Source organism: Acinetobacter sp. YH12068_T (assembly GCF_024606005.1).
Classification (GTDB): Bacteria; Pseudomonadota; Gammaproteobacteria; order Pseudomonadales; family Moraxellaceae; genus Acinetobacter; species Acinetobacter amyesii.
The window spans coordinates 2,567,833-2,586,118 of the sequence record NZ_CP094555.1 but is presented as its reverse complement, the minus strand read 5'-3'; the positions used below and the strand labels follow the sequence as shown (position 1 = coordinate 2,586,118).

Sequence of the window (18,286 nt, the reverse complement as noted above, 5' to 3'; positions counted from 1 at the left end):
TATGTATTTGATTTATAAAGCTAATAAGATAAATAAATAAAAAATAAAAACTATAAATTCAGTGGCTTACTTGAATGCCATCTGTCATTTCATCTGAACATGATCCATTATGAATCACGAATGTATTATATTTGTGCAGAATGTGCATGGATGAGTACACATCCAAGAGTTGAATTTTTGATAAAAACGAGCTTTACTCGGAAAGTCACTATTAGTATAAATTTATCTTAAAAAATGAATTTAAAAGGATATTTAATTCAGATAACTTTCAACCAAGGAGTGGTGGCATGAATTTCGCTTTATATTAATGAGTGTATTAAGTTCTACGTTTAAAACTTAATTTAAACTGGTTCATTTTATTTTAGTGAGGGTGGCTTTATTTAAAGTCTGCTTGCGGCTTTGTATTATTAAAAAATCATCAGAAAGGAAAAGGTTTGGAAACTAGAAAATTTAAAATAGCGCTCCTTGCATTATTAATTTCAACAGGGATGATGGCCGAGGTTCAAGCTTCTGCACAATCGAATAAAGTTTTAAATATTGCATTTGAAGCACCGGATGATGGTTTTGATATGGTCAAAACCTATAATTATTATAGTGGCAATATTGCGGAAGCAATTTTTGAACCCTTATTGAAATATGACTATCTAGCACGTCCTGTTGTTCTTGTTCCAAATACTATTGAAGCGATGCCAAAGATTGAACAAGAAGGAAAAGTCTATACCTTCAAAATCAAACGAGGCATCCATTTTTCAGATGATCCAGCCTTTAAGGGAAAAAAACGCGAGCTAGTTGCGCAAGATTACATTTACGCGATTCAACGAATTTTAGATCCAGCTAACCGTTCTCCGACCTATTCATTTATTGATGGCAAAATCTTAGGAGGGGATGCGGTCGTTGCGGATGCAAAGAAGTCAGGAAAATTTAATTACAATGCGGCTATTGCCGGCCTAAAAGCGATAGATCCTTATACTTTGCAAATTACTTTGACGCGCCCTGACTATAATTTTCAATATATTTTGGCCTATGTTGCGTTTGGTGCAATTTCAAAAGAAGTTGTTGAATTTTATGGCAATAAAATTGCACAGCATCCTGTGGGAACAGGACCGTATCAGCTCAGTAAATATATTCCACGTAGCAAGATAGAATTGGTTGCAAACCCGAATTATCGTGGTTTTGTCTGGAATTTTAAATCGACAGGCACCGCTTGGGACAATCAGTTAGTTAAAGAAATGAACGGGAAGAAAATGCCACAAATCGGCAAGGTTTCCGTCAGTATTATTGAAGAAGAACAGTCACGGTGGTTAGCATTTAAAACAGGGCAGCTAAACTTTGATAAATTGACCTCAAATGCTGTCCCACAAGCCTTAGATTCTCAAAATAAACTTAAGCCTGATATGCAAAAGCTCGGCATTAAGCATTATCCAAATAAAGACGCTGAAATCACCTACAGCATGTTCAATATGCAAGACCCGCTTGTCGGTGGTCAAAGCCTTGAAAAGATCGCTTTACGCCGTGCCATCAGCATGTCATACAATCAAGCTGAATCGATTAAACAGTTATATCAAGGGCAGGCCGTAAAGGCTGAAATGTTTTTACCAGAAGGCGTGAGTGGCTTTAATCCAAAATATCGCAGTAGTTTGGGATATAACCCATTGCTGGCCAATAAATTACTGGATCGATTTGGGTATAAGAAAGGTGCTGATGGTTATCGAACCTTGCCCGATGGTAAAGCGTTGATCTTAAAAATAAATACTGAAAATAGCTCTAAATCGGTGATTCAATCTGAGTTGTGGAAAAAAAATCTCGATGCCATTGGGATACGGGTACAGTTTAAGGTCAGTAACTTTGCTGACAATTTAAAAGAAGCAATGCAATGTAAATATATGATGTGGTCTGGAGCGTGGATTGCAGATTATCCTGAAGGGGAGAACTTTGCTCAATTACTATATGGGCCAAATTCAGGACAAGGGAATTTAAGTTGTTATCAATCTAAAGCTTATGACGCATTATATAAGCAAGCTATTGTGTTGAAACCTAAAGATCGTGAACCTTTTTATGAAAAAATGAACCGTCAAATTGAAGCGGATAACCCTTGGATTATCCATTCTACACGGATTCGTAATTGGTTAATTCACCCTGAAATTCAGGGGTATAAAACACATCCAATGATGAACACCAGTTGGCAATATCTCGATATTCAGCCTAGTAAAAAATAATTGAGTCAGGATTACAATGAAGCGAAATTCGAATTTTACGCTAACCAAATTTGCTACAGCGTGTTTGATGGGGGGAGTGTTGTTCAGTGCGATGCCGACATTAGCATTGGCAAAGAATCCAGCAGATCCAAATAAAGTTTTACGTCATATTTTCCCTGTCGCAGAAACAGGTTTTGACCCAGTTGGCGTACATGATCTGTATTCTGCACATGTGAATACCTCAATCTTTGAAACCTTATATACTTATGACTATTTAGCATCGCCGGCAAAGTTGGTTCCTAAAACGGCTGCTGCCATGCCGGAAATCAGTGCTGATGGTTTGACTTATACCATTCGCCTGCAAAAAGGCATTTATTTTGCTGATGATCCTGTATTTAAGGGCAAGAAAAGAGAGTTAACCTCGGCTGATTATGCATATACCTTTAGACGTTTAGTCGATCCGCAACTTCGCTCACCAAACAGTTGGCTACTTGATGGTCGTATTTTAGGGATGGAGAAGGTTTTAGAAAAGGCAAAAAAAACAGGTAAGTTTGATTATGATGCGCCCATTGAAGGCATACAAACCCCTGATCGGTATACCCTAGTCATTCGTTTAAATTCTCCAGATCAAAACTTTCCAATGTTATTGGCTCATCAACCTGCATCGGCCATGGCACGTGAAGTGGTCGAAAAATATCGAGACAAAGCGGGTTTTGTGATGGGTAAACCTGTGGGCACAGGGCCATATATTTTGACACGCTGGACACCTGGTTCACGAATTATTTTAAAGGCCAATCCAAACTATCGTGGCTTTGTCTGGGACTTTAAAGCATCAGATGCCAAAGATGAAAAGATTGTAAAAGCCATGCAAGGCAAAAAAATGCCGCAAATTGGCGTGATTGATATTCAGGTGATGGAAGAATCACAATCACGTTGGTTGACCTTTGCAAAAAATGAAGCGGATTTGTTGGTACTAGATGGAGATTTGTCGGTACAAGCCTTAAAAGATGGAGAGCTAAAGCCTGAGTTGGCTAAAAAAGGCATCCAAATGTCGCGGATTTCTGACCCCTCTATCGACTATCACTATTGGAATATGCAAAACCCTGTGGTTGGAGGTTTTAGTAAAGAAAAAATTGCATTACGTCGTGCAATGGCGATGGCTTATTCAGCAGATAATCAAATCAAAATTTTGATGAATGGTGATGCACAAAAATTACAAAGCCCAATTCCACTCGGCGTTGTCGGCTATGACCCGAATTATAAGTCGAGTATTCCATACTCAGTTAAAGCGGCAAATTTATTGCTCGATCGTTATAACTATAAAGTCGGCGCAGATGGCTGGCGTACTCAACCGAATGGTAAACCGCTTACGATTGAAATGACGATATCGGGCAATAGTAGCCGTAGTCAGCAGTTGGGCGAATTTTGGAAGAAAACTTTAGATAGCATCAAAATTAAAATGACAACAAAGTCGATGCCATTTGCAGAAGCTTTAAAAGCCGAAAAACAGTGTAAAACCATGTTTAAAGCATCTGCATGGATCGCAGACTATCCAGATGCAGACAATTTTATGCAATTGTTCTATGGCAAAAATATCAATGTCACCAACAACGGCTGTTCAAAAATTCCTGAATACGACCGTTTATATGAACAGACGCAGCGTATGAAACCGGGACCGGAGCGTGATGCAATCTATCGGAAAATGTCACGCATATTAGAAGTGTACATGCCTGTCCAAATTAATTATGCACGTTACCGTAGTGTGTTGTCGCAACCACGCGTGATTGGTTATAAAAAGCATCCAATTTTGGCAACAGAATGGATGTACATCGATATTGACCCGAAAAAATAAAATGGAACAAAACTGGAGAAATTATGAAAAATAAAGCTTTGAAACTCACCACCCTCAGTATGTTGATGATCGGCGCTAGCCAATTCGTTCAAGCCGAAGATTCAATACGGAGTACTTTGCCAAAGTTCCAAGCCAAAGAAATACCTGCGCTGTGTGATGCCAAAATTCAGCAAGTAAAAACAGATTTAGCGGCATTTGAGCAAAAAAAGATAAAAAATAATGCAAAAGCAGCACCTGTTTTGGCGGAGTGGGATCAAATTTTTGCCAAATTTGAAGATTTTTATGGACCAATCGGACTATATAGCAACGTCGATCCTGATGAGGCTTTACGTAAGGCGGCGGAAGATTGTGAAATTAAAATTATGGAGTTTCAAACTTCGGTTTATCAAAATCCAAAACTTTATGAGCAAATTAAAAAACTCAAAACCAATGACGAAATTGATAAAAAAATGCGTCAAGACATCTTGGATGGTTTTGAAAATACAGGGGTGCAATTTACACCTGAAAAACGTGCTCGTTTGAAAGCTATCTTTGATGAATTAGCAAAAATTGAACAAGAATATGCGCGTAATGTACGAGATAATAAAGAAAAACTGGAGTTTACACCGGCGGAGTTGAAAGGCTTGCCAGACAGCTATATTTCGGGCTTAAAGAAAAATGAAAAGGGCAATTATTTGCTCGGTTTTGAATACCCAGAATACCGTCCATTTATGGAACTAGCAGAAAGCGATGATGCGCGTAAGCGTTACCAAACTGCATTCACGCGTCGTGGTACTGAGAAAAACTTAGTATTGTTAAAGCAAGCAATGGATTTACGTTATGAAATTGCGCAGCTCTTTGGTAAAAAAAGCTATGCCGAATGGGTGTTGCAACACCGTATGGCAAAAGACCCTGAAACAGTGAATAAGTTCTTAGCCGTTGTTCATCAAACGGTGGCACCTTTAGAGAAAAAAGAAGTTGAGACTTTACGTGAGTTCAAAGCGAAAAGCCTGAAAATTCCACTCGAAAAAGCTGAAATCAATCGCTGGAGTGAGAGTTACTGGAGTGAAAAACTTCGCAAAGAAAAGTACCAAATCGATCAAGAAAAATTGCGTGACTATTTCCCAACCCAAGCATCTCAAGAATGGATTTTTGCCATTTCATCTGACCTTTATGGTATTGAATTTAAGCCTGCGAAAGTCGATGTTTGGCAATCAGAAGTTGAATATTATGATGTAAAAGATAAAAAGACCGGTGAGTTGCTTGGTGGTTTATATATCGATAAATACCCACGTGAAGGGAAGTATGGTCATGCGGCTGTTTGGGGCGTAAAAGGTGGTAGTACCTTGACTAAGCGTAAACCGATTTCTGCTTTGGTGACTAATTTTAACCGTAAAGGTTTAAATAGTGATGAACTTGAAACCTTTGTTCATGAGTTTGGTCATGCTTTACACGGTATTTTGTCCAATACACGCTATGCATCTCAATCGGGGACTTCAGTAGAGCGCGACTTTGTAGAAGCACCTTCACAAATGTATGAAGAATGGGCGCGTCGTAAAGAAACTTTATCTACACTCGCAAATTACTGTGATCCAGCGTGTCCACCTGTAGATGACGCACTGATTAATAAATTAAAAGCAGTTCATAGCTATGGGCGTGGTTTACATTATGCACGTCAAGCCTTGTATGCAAAATATGATATGGCACTTCACTCATCAGATGCTTTGAGTGTTAAACCTTTAGATGTCTGGAAGAAAATGGAAGGCGAGACAGCTTTAGGCTATGTCCCAAGCACTGAATTCCCAGGACAATTCAACCATATCATGGGCGGTTACCAAGTTGGCTATTATGGCTATATGTGGTCTGAAGTGATGGCACTCGATATGTTGTCTGCTTTCGGAGATAACCTAAATAACCCAGAAGTGGGACAACGCTACCGTAAAACGATCTTGTCGCAAGGTGGTCAATATGAAGCCGAAAAATTGGTGCATGATTTCTTAGGTCGTAAACCTGATAACAAAGCTTTCTTTGATGAAATTACTGGACAACGAGTGAAGTAAGGACAACTTTATGCTGGCATATATCATACGGCGTATATGGCAGATGATCCCAACGATGTTGGGGGTTGTTCTGCTCATATTCTTCTTATTTAACTGGGTAGGTGGGGACCCTGCTTATATTCTAGCAGGCAAAATGTCGAACCCAGAGCAAATTGAAAACATCCGACAACAGTTGGGGGTTGATCAACCCTACTATGTCCAATTGTGGATTTTCATTAAGCAGATTTTAACTTTTGATTATGGAATGAGTTGGAGTACAGGTGAGTCGGTGTCAGATATTATTTTGACCCGTCTAGGACCGTCACTGACGATTTTAATTCCTTTAACCATTTTGCAAACGATCATTTCAATTGGTTTGGCACTTGCTGTGGCTTCAGTTCGTGGCACATTAACCGATCGTATGATTATGATGCTATGTACGATTGGTATGTCGATTAGTATTTTGGTTTACATTATTGTTTTCCAATACGTTTTTGCATATCAGTTAAGCTGGTTTCCGGTTCAAGGCTGGAGTGATCACTTTAGCGAAAACTTATTTAAATACGGTTTACTGCCTATCTTAATTATGTTGGTGGTAAGTATTGCGCCAACTTTGCGCTTATACCGCAGTTTTGTATTGGATGAAGTCAATCAAGACTATGTTCGAACTGCGCGCGCAAAAGGTGTGGGTGAAAGCCGTATTTTAGGTGTACATGTACTGCGTAACGCCTCAATTCCAATTATTACCGATGTCATGTCGAGTCTACCGGCACTGCTGATAGGCGCTTTCCTGATTGAACGATTCTTTGGTATTCCGGGTATTGGTCGTGAAGTCATTATTGCTGTTGAGCGCAGTGACTTCCCTGTCATTAAGGCGATTACAGTCTACGTTGCAGCGGCTACAATGATTTTTAACTTAATCGCGGATTTGATTTATAAACTTGTCGATCCACGCGTTCAGTTGAAGTAGGTGGCCTATGCTAGGAATATTCAATAAGACCAAAGCAACGGCATCAACACCTGCATCGACTGGCTTGTGGAAGTTGGCGATGCGACGCCTAAAAGCCGATAAATTAGCGATGGTGTCGTTGTTCGTTGTACTGTGTTATTTCTTGGTGTTGCTATTGTCGATGACAGGCTTGGTTGCATCTAATTGGAATAAAGAAGTGGCTGTGAGTTATGCACCTCCAAGTTTTATTGGGGCGGAACTTAATGAAACAGCCAAAACCAAAGCATCAGCAGAAGATATGGCATTGCCTGAAAATCCTGTTGATCCTTTAAAAGATGTAATTGCTGAACTGAATGCAGAGATTGCGACTGAGCAAGGTGGTACCAATGCAATTGACTACTATGGCGTTGTAGATCCATTAGCAGAAGATATGAAAGCGATTGATCAGCAATTGGGTGGCCATTTGTTAGATCAACAAAGCGAGCTAAAACAAACTTTACCGTTTGGTGCGGATAAATGGGGGCAGGATGTCCTGCAAAAAACCATTAAAGGTGCTGAAACATCTATTATTGTTGGTGTGGTAGCTGCATTACTTGCTGTCGTGATTGGGACAATTTTAGGGGCAATTTCTGGCTACTTCGGTGGTTGGGTCGATGATATTTTAAACTGGTTTTATAACATTTTTACCTCGATTCCGTATTTACTCTTGGTTCTTGCGATTGCAGCTGTATTACAACAAAAGGGGATCTTATCGATTGTCCTCATTCTAGGGCTTACTGGATGGACGGGGGTGTATCGCCTGATTCGTGCAGAGTATATGAAACATACTTCGCGTGAATATGTACTTGCTGCCAAAGCGATAGGGGTTAGTCATTTCCGACGCATCTTTGTGCATATCTTTCCGAACGTCAGTCATATTGCATTGGTGCAAATCTCGATTTTAGTGGTGGCCTTTATTAAGTCGGAAGTGATTTTGAGCTTCTTGGGATTTGGTGTTCCTGTTGGGGTTGTGTCATGGGGGAGTATGCTTAATGAAGCACAAAGTGAATTGATTTTAGGTAAATGGTGGCAGCTTATCGCAGCATCTGTAGCGATGGCGGTTTTGGTTACAGCATTTTCGATGTTTACTGATGCATTGCGTGATGCATTAGATCCAAAATTGAAATAAGGAGGAGTAAAGGATGACGGAACAAAATCAAACTGTTAAACCAACGCTCCTCAGTGTTCAAAACCTGAAAGTGAGCTTTAAAGCCGAAGATAAAAGCTATATCGAAACGGTCAAAGGAATATCTTTTGACATTCCTGCCAATACAACTGTGGCACTTGTGGGAGAATCTGGCAGTGGCAAGTCGGTGACCTCGTTGGCAACTATGGGGCTGTTGCCACGTGATCAAAGCCGTATAGATGCAAGTAGTAAAATTGTTTTTGAAGGGCAGGATTTACTGAGTCTGTCTCCAAGAGAAATGCGTAATATCTGTGGTAAAGATATTGCGATGATTTTTCAGGAACCGATGTCGTCACTCAATCCAGTCTTTACGGTGGGTGATCAAATTGCCGAAGTATTACGACTTCATCTAGGTATGGGACGTAAGCAGGCAAGAGCACGGACTTTGGAATTATTGAAGGAAGTGGGTATTCCTTCTCCTGAAACGAAAATTGATGCCTATCCTAGCCAAATGTCAGGTGGCCAACAACAGCGGGTCATGATTGCAATGGCAATTGCATGTGAGCCGAAGTTATTGATTGCCGATGAGCCAACCACAGCACTTGATGTGACGATTCAAAAGCAAATTTTAGATTTACTTGAAGCCTTGCAAAAGAAACGTGAGATGTCGATGCTATTCATTACGCATGATTTAGCATTGGTAAGCGAAATTGCCGATCAGGTGATTGTCATGCGTCATGGAGAAATCCGTGAACAAGGCTTGGTCAATGAAGTGCTGGATCATCCTAAAGATATCTACACTCGAGCTTTGCTTAAGTGTCGTCCACAGATGTCAGAGCGTCCTTATAAATTACCGATGATCAGTGATTTTATGCGTCAAAATGGTGATGAGCTGATTGAGGATGTGCATTTATCTGAGGAAACCCGTAGACAACGAACGCGTGGTCTTACGGGTAATGAACAGATTATTTTAGATGTCAAAGACCTGAAAAAATCGTTTTATAGCCGCAAGGGTTTATTTGGTAAGGATGAGTATCAGGCGGTCAAAGGTGTCTCGTTTCAACTGGCGAAAGGTAAAACGCTCGGGTTGGTTGGAGAGTCTGGCTCAGGTAAAACCACAATTGGCCTTTTACTGATGCGTCTACAGGAAGCGACAGGTGGTCAGGCGCTGTTTGAAGGTCATGATATTTTGGCGATGAGTGACAAAGAATTTACTCAATATCAGCGCAAAATACAGATCATTTTCCAAAACCCATATGCTTCGCTCAATCCACGATTTACTGTGGGTCAAATTTTGATGGAGCCGATGCAAGTGCATCAGATAGGGAAGGATGATGCTGAACGCGAGCAAATGGCGTTTGATTTGCTTGAACGTGTCAGTTTGCCTGCCCAAGCATTTTATCGCTATCCACATGAGTTTTCTGGTGGTCAGCGTCAACGTATTGCCATTGCACGATGCTTGACCTTAAAGCCAGAAATTTTGATCTGTGATGAGTCTGTCTCTGCCCTAGATGTTTCGGTTCAAGCCCAAGTTCTGAACTTATTGCAAGATTTACAAGATGAATTTGGTTTGAGCTATATCTTTATTTCACATGATTTATCTGTGGTGAAATATATTTCTGACCAAATCATGGTGATGAACCATGGTGATATCGTTGAAATTGCAAACTCGGATGAACTGTATCGATCACCACAGCATAAATATACCAAGCGTTTGCTGAGTGCGATTCCACAAACCACTGAACAATTTATTTAGTGTTGGTATAAAAAAACCGCTCAAATGAGCGGTTTTTTTATACTTAAGAAATTAAAATTTCTTAAAGCCTTTGTTGTTTCCGCTAAATGCGCGACTTGGCACAGAGTCATTACGACGCTCACGATTGCCAAAATTGTCGTTACGACGTTCACGGTTACCGAAGTTTTCACTGTTGCGATCATTACGATTATTGTTGAAACCGTCGTTGCGACGCTCTGAACGGTTAAATCCATTGCCTTGGAATCCACCTTCAGTACGGCCAGTACGACGTTCGCCACGATTGTCTTGATAACCATTGCTTTGTAGTGGCTGGTTTTCGTCACTGTCACGACGTTGTTGGCGTAAGTAACCACCGCGACGTGCTGCCATTGGTTTGTCTTGCATACGTTCAGTACGACGTTTAGCCATACCAAACAGGCCAGTACCTTGACGTGGTTTAAGTTCAACCGACTTGGTTAAGTTGTCAATATCTTGTTTATCTAGCTCGATCCAACGACCAGTACGCAGTTCGCGTGGCAGAATTACTGAACCATAACGTGTACGTAAAAGACGGCTCACTTTTAAGCCTTGAGATTCGAAAATACGACGAACTTCGCGGTTACGACCTTCTTTTACAACCACTTGATACCAACGGTTAATACCGTCACCACCAATTTCAGAGAATGACTCAAATTTTGCAGGGCCATCATCTAAAACAACGCCTTGTAACATGTTATTTTTTAACTGAGGAGTGACTTCACCCATGACACGAACGGCATATTCACGTTCGATTTCGCTAGAAGGGTGCATTAAACGGTTCGCCAGTTCACCGTCATTCGTGAACAGCAATAGACCTGTAGAGTTGATATCTAGACGACCTACCATTACCCAACGATCACCTGTAATTTGAGGTAATTGTTCAAATACCGTTGGACGGTTTTCAGGGTCATTGCGTGAGCAAATTTCGCCTTCTGGTTTGTAGTAAATCAACACACGGCGACGAATTTCGTCTTCAATTTGGAACTGAACTTTACGACCATCGATGCGAAGCTCATCACCTGGTTCGATACGTTCACCCACTTGGGCAACTTGCCCATTTACGCTCACACGACCAGCGGCAATGACTTCTTCCATATAACGGCGAGAACCCAAACCAACGCGTGCGAGCACCTTTTGCAATTTTTCACTCATGACAGCATAACCTTAGAAATTATCATCAACAGTTCACCTATTTATGACTTCGGTGCATTCGCATCGAGGGCCATAAAAGCTTCCTTGGCATCCTGCAGGGGAGGCAATTGGCCCAATGAGGTTAGACCAAAAGCATTTAAAAATTGAGGCGTTGTAACTAACAACGCGGGTCGTCCTGGGAGTTCACGAAAACCAGATTCTTTAATCCAGTTCCAGTCAAATAACGTACGTAAAATTTGACTATTGTTGGTCACCCCGCGGATTTGCTCAATATCTGCGCGGGTTACCGGTTGATGGTAAGCAATGACAGAAAGAGTTTCGAGCAAGGATGGCGATAAACGAGTTGGTCGTTCAGGCCAGGTCTGTGCAATAATATTACGATATTTTGCACGTACTTGAAAACGGAAACCTTGAGCGGTTTCAACAAGTTCAATTGATCTGCCGTGTTGCAGCATTGAAAGTTGCTGCAAATATTGGCGTAATTCGGTTTTACTGAAACGGTCTTGGAAAGCCTCTTTTAAACGGGCAATACTCACTGCCGCTTCACTGGCAAAAATAATGGCTTCAAGCTGCATCAAAATTTCATGCAGATTATCTTCTGAAGACACCGCAGTCATTTGTTTAAGTTCAGTGTTCATGCACGTGCTCCTTGAATTGCAAGCGGTGCTTCTACACCTGATGCGACAATTTGGACTTTTTGTTGGCGTGTCAGTTCCAACACGGCCATAAATGTCACGACAACACCCATGCGGCCTTGGCTTGGTTTGAGTAAGTCCGCAAAGTCTAATACTTCACCTGACTCTAGCTTAGTTTCAATATAAGCAATACGTTCTTCGAGTAAGACAGGTTCTTGTAAAATTTGGTGGGTAACCGGTTCTGGTCGATTAAAGACACAGAGTATGGCATCACGGAGTAATTGAATGTCATAGCCATCATTGGTTTCGACAATCGTTCCTAAACTGACATTGGTATCGAATGTATCTCGATCCAACACTGACATTTGACCTAATCTTTCCGCAGCTTGTTTGATGCGCAAATAGGTTTCTAAACGGTCAATCAATTCTTGTTTAGGATCTTGTTCATGTGCTGCGGTCGATTTAGGTTTTGGCAATAATAGACGCGATTTTAAATCGGCCAATAGGGCTGCCATCACCATATAGTCTGCGGTTAATTCAATATCTAGGGATTTCATTGCATCCATATAAGACAAATATTGGGATGCAATCGGGGCAATATCGACTTGTAATAAGTCGAAGCCATTTTTTTGAATCAGGTAAATCAAAAAGTCGAGTGGTCCTTCGAAATGCTCTAATAGAATTTCAAATGCAGCGGGTGGAATGTACAAATCTTCTGGAATAGCTTCTTGCCACTCATCCAAAACGCGAATGTGTGGAGCATCTTCCATAGAATTATGGACAGTTTGGTTCATTGCAATTATAGGCCACGCGAATTTTCAAAGGCATGCAGACAGCTTTCGCTTCGATCTCACATCGAAAGTAAAAGCACAAAAGTTATAGGGAATAGTGTAATGGAAAAATGCGTTTAAAGAAATTACTGAACGGTTGAATTGGGTAAAAAACTTAAAATTTATAGGGAATAGGCTTTATTTATACACATGTAAAATTTTAAAGCTGTGATATCGATCACATCTTGTGTTAATTATAAAAAATACACTCATCAATCCATGAACTCATTTAAGCTGTGATATCTGGATGATGGGCGTCCAGCATGAAATGATTTGAATGAATTGACTAAAAGAATATTTACTATGCCACAACAATATAATCAATGGGATCAGGCCGTAGGGATGACGTTGGCGCAGTTTGAACCTTGCCAGTTCAGATGTAAAACCGAAGTGGGGCAATCTGTTCGACTTATTCCGATGTTGCCCGATCAGCTTGATGATAGTCTTTTACAGCGGCTATGGCAGACAGTACAACAAGAACCCGATGAACGCTGTTGGACGTATTTGCCTTATTCTCAAATTCTAAGCATGCAGCAATTGCTTGATTATTTTCAGCATTCCTTTCATTTTGCCGGTTCGATACATTATGTCATTGAAGTTGGTGATGCCATTGTAGGATGGGTTGGTTTGCTCAATGTACGCCCAGCACATGCTGTCATCGAAATTGGCAATGTCTATTTTTCAAGTTTAATGAAGCAATCAACCGCAGCAACAGAAACCATTTATCTATTGTTAAAAGCGTGCTTTGCAGCAGGTTATCGACGGGTGGAGTGGAAGTGTGATGACTTGAACACGCCTTCGAAAAATGCTGCTTTGCGTTTTGGCTTTCAATTTGAAGGGTTGTTTCGTCAACATGTGATTGTGAAAGGTCGTAATCGTAATACCGCTTGGTTTGCGATGTTGGATCAGGATTGGCCAATGTTGTCTCAAGCTTATGCAGCATGGCTCGATACAAATAATTTTGATGAGCAAGGGCAACAAAAAATTCATTTAAAAGAATTTATGCAGCTTTATAGCGCTTGAGGAAAAGTGCACTATCAAGGTTTTGAGCCTGTTGGTAAGACTCTCTGCTCAAGTGCAAATTCGATGATGAGTTGGCACTGCGCTTGCGAGCAGAGATTTTGATTAGCTTTACGTTTAAACAGTGATTTGACCGTTGATGCATGCAGAAAATAACGAAAAACTTGCGGCGGTGTTGTCGCTATTGGTGAAATTAAATTTTTATCTATTGCCCTTAGTTGAGCCGTGGATTCTAAAGTCCATGGCTCACTGGCATATATAGCAAGATGATTGAGACTGTTTTGCTCAGAGATACTGAGGTCTGTCGCATTTTGGAGTTTGAGTAAAATTTGAAATAAAGTCATCAGGTCGATTCCTTTATCGAAAGGTGCTTTAACTGCGTTTTGAGCAGATGACCTTTACATGCTGTGCCTCTGATAGGTAACAGCATGTATTTAACAGTACATGCTATTCAAAGGCACTGACATCACCGACACCGCGGCGGATCACTTCTGGGTATTCACCTGCAAGGTTTACAACGCTAGTGGTATTCAAAGTACCTAAACCTCCATCAATCAATACATCTATGCGTTTACCGATTTGCAGTTCAATTTCGTAAGGATCATCAATCGGTTCTTTTTGGCCCGGTAAAATTAAGGTCGATGTTAATAAAGGCTCACCGAGTTCTTTGAGTAATAATTGGCAAATCGGGTTGCTCGGAATACGCAGTCCAATGGTTTTCTTTTTAGGATGCATTAAACGGCGAGGAACTTCACTGGTCGCAGGCAAAATAAAGGTAGTGACTGCAGGTGTATTATTTTTCAATAAACGATACATGGCATTGTCGACTTTGGCATACGTGGCAATGTCAGATAAATCTGCACAAATAATCGCATATTGATGTTTAGCATCGAGCTGACGAATTTGGGCAATGCGTTCCATGGCATTTTTGTTCCCAATCTGGCAACCGATGGCATAGGCGGCATCTGTAGGATAAACCACCACATCGCCGGCACGAATCCGTTCAACGGCTTGCGTAATTAAACGGGGCTGAGGATTTTCCGGATGTATTCTTAAATGCAACATGTCGTTTTCCTCTTATTATTAAAAGCTCTAGACATTATGTCGCGGTCTACTTGCTTTGTGCAATGTGAAATGCAGTCAAATTGTATAATTTAATCAAGCATTTCACGTTGAAATTCATTCGTCTGTAACATTTTGCCAGCACGTGTACAGTGGCAAATGCATTGGATAAAGCGCCAAGCATCGCGTGGAAGTTTGGCTTCACCCTTAAAATAAGCCTGTAATTGAGCATAGACATTGTCTTTAAAGCTGCTGCCATCTCCGCCTTCACCAGTGAGGTTATCGAGTGATACACGAAACTTACGTCCAAAGGCTTTGGCAAATAACCATTCGATCGCTTGCGGCTTAATTTCTACCTGTTCAAAGAGGGCTTGTTGCTCTTTGCTGCGACCATCTGGTGCATACCAATAGCCTAAATCAGGAAGTAAACGGCGTTGATCACCAGCAATAGTCCAATGACTAATTTCATGCAAGGCGCTATTGAAATAACCATGAGCAAATTGAATGCGGGCAGGGCCGTTTAAATCGGCAGGAAAGTACTCGGGCTCACAGTCACCTTTCACTAAGCACACATTCAGGTGGGAAAACCAATGATTAAAGTGTAAGATGAGCCAATCGACGTGTTCTGTTTCTGTGGAAAGTTTCTCCCAAGCCGAGAGTTGCACTTGGTCAGTTGAAATGTCAGAATCAAGCGTTGAAATTGTGCTCATAAGTGATGAAACATTCACTTCTGTTTGCGGCTGCAACAGATGCATAACTTAAGTTACCCAAATGGTCTGTCTAAATAAGTACAAAATTGTATCTTAATCTTTGACAGAGTACTGATGAATTTGTAGAATTGCCGCCTTAATTATGTCAGCAAATACCTTTCCGGCACAGATTGAGCCGTTTAAATGGGCTGAACAGGGCTTTAAATGGTCAGGAACACTGCCATTATCTCGCTTTGTTCGTATTGCTCGTGAAGCTGTTGGATCAATTGATGATCAATTGATTAACATAGACTGTAAGCTATCAATGGATGCTTATCATCGCATTGTATGGCTAGATGGTCATGTTGAAACAAATGTTCCAATGGAATGCCAGCGTTGTCTGGATACTGTTGAGATCCCACTTGTTTCAAGTTTTCATCTAGCTCTTGTAGATGACGAGTCACTGATAGAGCGCTTGGATGAGGATGCTGATTTCATCGTTTTAGGTGAAAGTGAAGCAACAACCAAAGGTTCATATGATGCGCCTGCGACTGCTGATTTACTCTCACTGATAGAGGATGAATTGTTATTGTTGATGCCTTTGTCACCTAAGCATGACGCTTGTGAACATAAGCATCAACCTGCCGCTGAAGAGCTTGTTGAAGAAAAACGGGACAACCCGTTTGATGTTTTGGCAGGTTTGAAGGGTAAACTTAACTAATTTTTGTGTTATACTCTTGAGTATAAGACAATCGAATTTGTTCTGATCCATTTTTTCGATCTTTGTAAGGAGCCATCATGGCCGTTCAGCAAAACCGTAAAAGTCGCTCTCGCCGTGACATGCGCCGTTCACATGACGCTTTAACCGAGAATGCATTAACTGTAGACCAAGCTACTGGCGAGACTCACCGTCGTCACCACGTATCTAAAGATGGTATCTACCGTGGTCGTCAATTATTCGCTAAAGCATCTGCTGAATAATTGGTGATGTATTAAGCGTCAAGCTTAGTAGAAAAAATGGGAGCGTTAAGCTCCCTTTTTTTGTACCGATTTTTTGTTGCATTTGGCAATTACCAAGACAAAAATTAAGTGTTAAATTTCCGTCCCTGAAACAAGCTTACATGGGATTGTGTTGAATAAGTGTCCAAATAGCATAAATTCACCAGTCTTGATAAAGGATTTTTTTATGTCTGCTAAACAACTCGAGCAAGCAGCTCAAGCTACTAAAACTGCATTCGTGTTCCCAGGTCAAGGGTCACAGAAAGTCGGCATGCTCGCTGAACTTGCAGAACAGTTTAGTAGTGTGCAAGCAACATTTGCAGAAGCATCAGAAGCGGTTGGCTTTGATCTTTGGCAAATTGCGCAAAGTGGTGAAGGGTTAAACCAAACAGAATTTACTCAACCTGTACTCCTGACTGCCAGTATTGCTTTATGGCGTGTGTGGTTAGAGTTAGGTGGTGTTGCACCGAAATACCTTGCAGGTCACTCATTAGGTGAATACAGCGCCTTGGTTGCTGCAGGTGCGATGAGCCTAGGTGATGCCGTTAAACTGGTGAACCTACGTGGTCAGTTAATGCAAAGTGCTGTACCTGAAGGTCAAGGTGCAATGGCGGCAATTTTGGGTCTAGATGATGCCAAAGTCATTGAACTTTGTGGTCAAGCAGAAGGCCAAGGTTCAGTAGATGCTGCAAACTACAATGCACAAGGTCAAGTTGTCATTGCGGGCGATAAAGCCATGGTTGAAGCGGTTATGGCTGCTGCTAAAGAAAATGGCGGTAAGGCAATCGCACTTCCGGTTTCTGTGCCATCGCATTGTGCATTGATGAAACCTGCTGCTGAACAGTTTGCGACAGCATTGGAACAAACTGCCATTGAGCTGCCTACTATACCTGTAATACAAAATGTAGGCGCTGAAATCGCGACTGATGTAGCGCAATTACGTCAGGCGTTAACTGCACAGTTATACCAATCTGTACAGTGGACAAAGACCATGCAGTATTTGCAAGACCATGGTATTCAGTACATTGCTGAATGTGGTCCGGGTAATGTCCTTGCGAATCTCGCAAAACGTTTGCCAAATATTGAAAAAGCATTCCCACTCGACACGAAAGGTCGTATGGAAGATGCACTGAATGCCATTTTAGTGGCAGAAGGGAAAATTGCATGACACAAGAACGCAAAGTTGCTTTAGTAACAGGTGCGAGCCGAGGGATTGGAGCAGCAATTGCTCAGCAATTGATTCAAGACGGTTATTTTGTTGTAGGTACTGCAACTTCAGAAGCGGGTGCAGAAAAATTATCTGCTGCTTTTGCTGAAAATGGTGCGGGTAAAGTTTTAGATGTACGTGATGCAACTGCAATTGATGCATTGGTATCAGACATTGAGCAAAACTTTGGTTCTGTATTGGTTTTGGTGAACAATGCTGGTATTACCAAAGATAATTTGTTACTTCGTATGTCAGAAGATGATTGGGATGACATTCTCAACATTCATTTGAAAGCCGTTTATCGACTTTCTAAACGTGTTTTAAAGGGTATGACCAAAGCACGTTTTGGCCGAATTATTAATATTAGTTCTGTGGTTGCACATTTTGCTAACCCAGGACAAGCAAACTATTCTGCTGCAAAAGCAGGGATTGAGGCCTTTGGTCGCAGCCTTGCAAAAGAGATGGGAAGCCGCCAAATCACTGTAAATGCAGTGGCTCCGGGCTTTATTGCAACAGAAATGACAGAACAGTTAAGCGAAGAAATTCGTAAAAAGATGAGTGATCAAGTGGCCTTAAACCGTTTAGGTGAGCCGCAAGATATCGCAAATGCCGTAAGTTTTCTTGCTTCTGAAAAGGCAAGTTACATTACCGGAACTGTATTACATGTAAATGGTGGTTTATACATGAGCTAAGCGCTCAAGTATAAACTTTCAAAACGATTTAGATTCAATTAAACTAA

Annotated in this window: 17 protein-coding genes; 11 read left to right on the top strand and 6 right to left on the bottom strand. The window is 41.1% G+C overall.

Going from position 1 to position 18,286, the window contains the following annotated elements:
* The first annotated feature begins 488 nt into the window (after window positions 1-488).
* The 6 genes from MST18_RS12330 (at window position 489) to MST18_RS12305 (ending at window position 9,935) form a co-directional block, all read left to right on the top strand.
* Entirely contained in the window at window positions 489-2,216 is a 1,728-nt protein-coding gene (locus tag MST18_RS12330; RefSeq protein ID WP_180133713.1) for an ABC transporter substrate-binding protein, read from the top strand.
* Between the two features lie 67 nt (window positions 2,217-2,283).
* Window positions 2,284-4,047, top strand: coding sequence for an ABC transporter substrate-binding protein (locus tag MST18_RS12325; RefSeq protein ID WP_373423847.1), 1,764 nt, complete (start codon window positions 2,284-2,286; stop codon window positions 4,045-4,047).
* Window positions 4,048-4,070: 23 nt separating this feature from the next.
* A complete protein-coding gene (locus MST18_RS12320; protein ID WP_180133688.1) occupies window positions 4,071-6,086 on the top strand; it encodes a M3 family metallopeptidase in 2,016 nt (671 codons plus the stop codon).
* 10 nt (window positions 6,087-6,096) lie between these two features.
* Window positions 6,097-7,035 carry an ABC transporter permease gene (locus MST18_RS12315; RefSeq protein WP_078190067.1) on the top strand — a complete coding sequence of 313 codons (939 nt, stop codon included), beginning with the start codon at window positions 6,097-6,099 and terminating at the stop codon, window positions 7,033-7,035.
* 7 nt (window positions 7,036-7,042) lie between these two features.
* Window positions 7,043-8,182, top strand: coding sequence for an ABC transporter permease (locus MST18_RS12310; protein WP_180133689.1), 1,140 nt, complete (start codon window positions 7,043-7,045; stop codon window positions 8,180-8,182).
* A gap of 13 nt (window positions 8,183-8,195) precedes the next feature.
* Entirely contained in the window at window positions 8,196-9,935 is a 1,740-nt protein-coding gene (locus MST18_RS12305) for an ABC transporter ATP-binding protein (protein ID WP_180133690.1), read from the top strand.
* Window positions 9,936-9,986: 51 nt separating this feature from the next.
* Here MST18_RS12305 and rluB read toward each other — a convergent pair whose 3' ends face one another.
* From rluB to MST18_RS12290, 3 genes are read right to left on the bottom strand one after another with little or no spacing between them, the layout of a single operon-like run.
* Complete coding sequence (gene rluB / locus MST18_RS12300) at window positions 9,987-11,105, bottom strand: 23S rRNA pseudouridine(2605) synthase RluB (protein ID WP_180102419.1); 1,119 nt, start codon at window positions 11,103-11,105, stop codon at window positions 9,987-9,989.
* A gap of 41 nt (window positions 11,106-11,146) precedes the next feature.
* Complete coding sequence (gene scpB, locus MST18_RS12295; protein WP_078190063.1) at window positions 11,147-11,743, bottom strand: SMC-Scp complex subunit ScpB; 597 nt, start codon at window positions 11,741-11,743, stop codon at window positions 11,147-11,149.
* Window positions 11,740-12,534: a ScpA family protein gene (locus MST18_RS12290; protein ID WP_078190062.1), complete on the bottom strand. Its 795-nt coding sequence runs from the start codon at window positions 12,532-12,534 to the stop codon at window positions 11,740-11,742. The genes scpB and MST18_RS12290 overlap by 4 nt, the downstream gene beginning before the upstream one ends.
* Before the next feature lie 339 nt (window positions 12,535-12,873).
* Between MST18_RS12290 and MST18_RS12285 the strand changes: the two genes are divergently transcribed.
* Window positions 12,874-13,593 (top strand): GNAT family N-acetyltransferase, encoded by a 720-nt coding sequence (locus MST18_RS12285; protein WP_180133691.1) that lies wholly within the window; start codon window positions 12,874-12,876, stop codon window positions 13,591-13,593.
* A 14-nt stretch (window positions 13,594-13,607) separates the two neighbouring features.
* Here MST18_RS12285 and MST18_RS12280 read toward each other — a convergent pair whose 3' ends face one another.
* The 3 genes from MST18_RS12280 to MST18_RS12270 all read right to left on the bottom strand — a co-directional run bounded on the left by MST18_RS12280 (window position 13,608) and on the right by MST18_RS12270 (window position 15,407).
* On the bottom strand, window positions 13,608-13,934 hold the full coding sequence (locus tag MST18_RS12280) for a hypothetical protein (protein ID WP_180133692.1): 327 nt from the start codon (window positions 13,932-13,934) through the stop codon (window positions 13,608-13,610).
* A 103-nt stretch (window positions 13,935-14,037) separates the two neighbouring features.
* Window positions 14,038-14,655, bottom strand: coding sequence for an L-threonylcarbamoyladenylate synthase (locus tag MST18_RS12275; protein ID WP_078190059.1), 618 nt, complete (start codon window positions 14,653-14,655; stop codon window positions 14,038-14,040).
* A gap of 89 nt (window positions 14,656-14,744) precedes the next feature.
* Window positions 14,745-15,407, bottom strand: coding sequence for an elongation factor P hydroxylase (locus tag MST18_RS12270; protein WP_180133693.1), 663 nt, complete (start codon window positions 15,405-15,407; stop codon window positions 14,745-14,747).
* Window positions 15,408-15,504: 97 nt separating this feature from the next.
* On the opposite strand from MST18_RS12270, the gene MST18_RS12265 reads away from it, so the two are divergent.
* The 4 genes from MST18_RS12265 to fabG all read left to right on the top strand — a co-directional run bounded on the left by MST18_RS12265 (window position 15,505) and on the right by fabG (window position 18,239).
* Window positions 15,505-16,062 carry a DUF177 domain-containing protein gene (locus MST18_RS12265; RefSeq protein WP_078194223.1) on the top strand — a complete coding sequence of 186 codons (558 nt, stop codon included), beginning with the start codon at window positions 15,505-15,507 and terminating at the stop codon, window positions 16,060-16,062.
* A gap of 77 nt (window positions 16,063-16,139) precedes the next feature.
* On the top strand, window positions 16,140-16,322 hold the full coding sequence (rpmF, locus tag MST18_RS12260; protein ID WP_004279227.1) for a 50S ribosomal protein L32: 183 nt from the start codon (window positions 16,140-16,142) through the stop codon (window positions 16,320-16,322).
* A gap of 205 nt (window positions 16,323-16,527) precedes the next feature.
* Complete coding sequence (fabD, locus tag MST18_RS12255; RefSeq protein ID WP_180133694.1) at window positions 16,528-17,508, top strand: ACP S-malonyltransferase; 981 nt, start codon at window positions 16,528-16,530, stop codon at window positions 17,506-17,508.
* Window positions 17,505-18,239 carry a 3-oxoacyl-ACP reductase FabG gene (fabG, locus tag MST18_RS12250; protein WP_078190055.1) on the top strand — a complete coding sequence of 245 codons (735 nt, stop codon included), beginning with the start codon at window positions 17,505-17,507 and terminating at the stop codon, window positions 18,237-18,239. The genes fabD and fabG overlap by 4 nt, the downstream gene beginning before the upstream one ends.
* The last annotated feature ends 47 nt before the right edge of the window (window positions 18,240-18,286 follow it).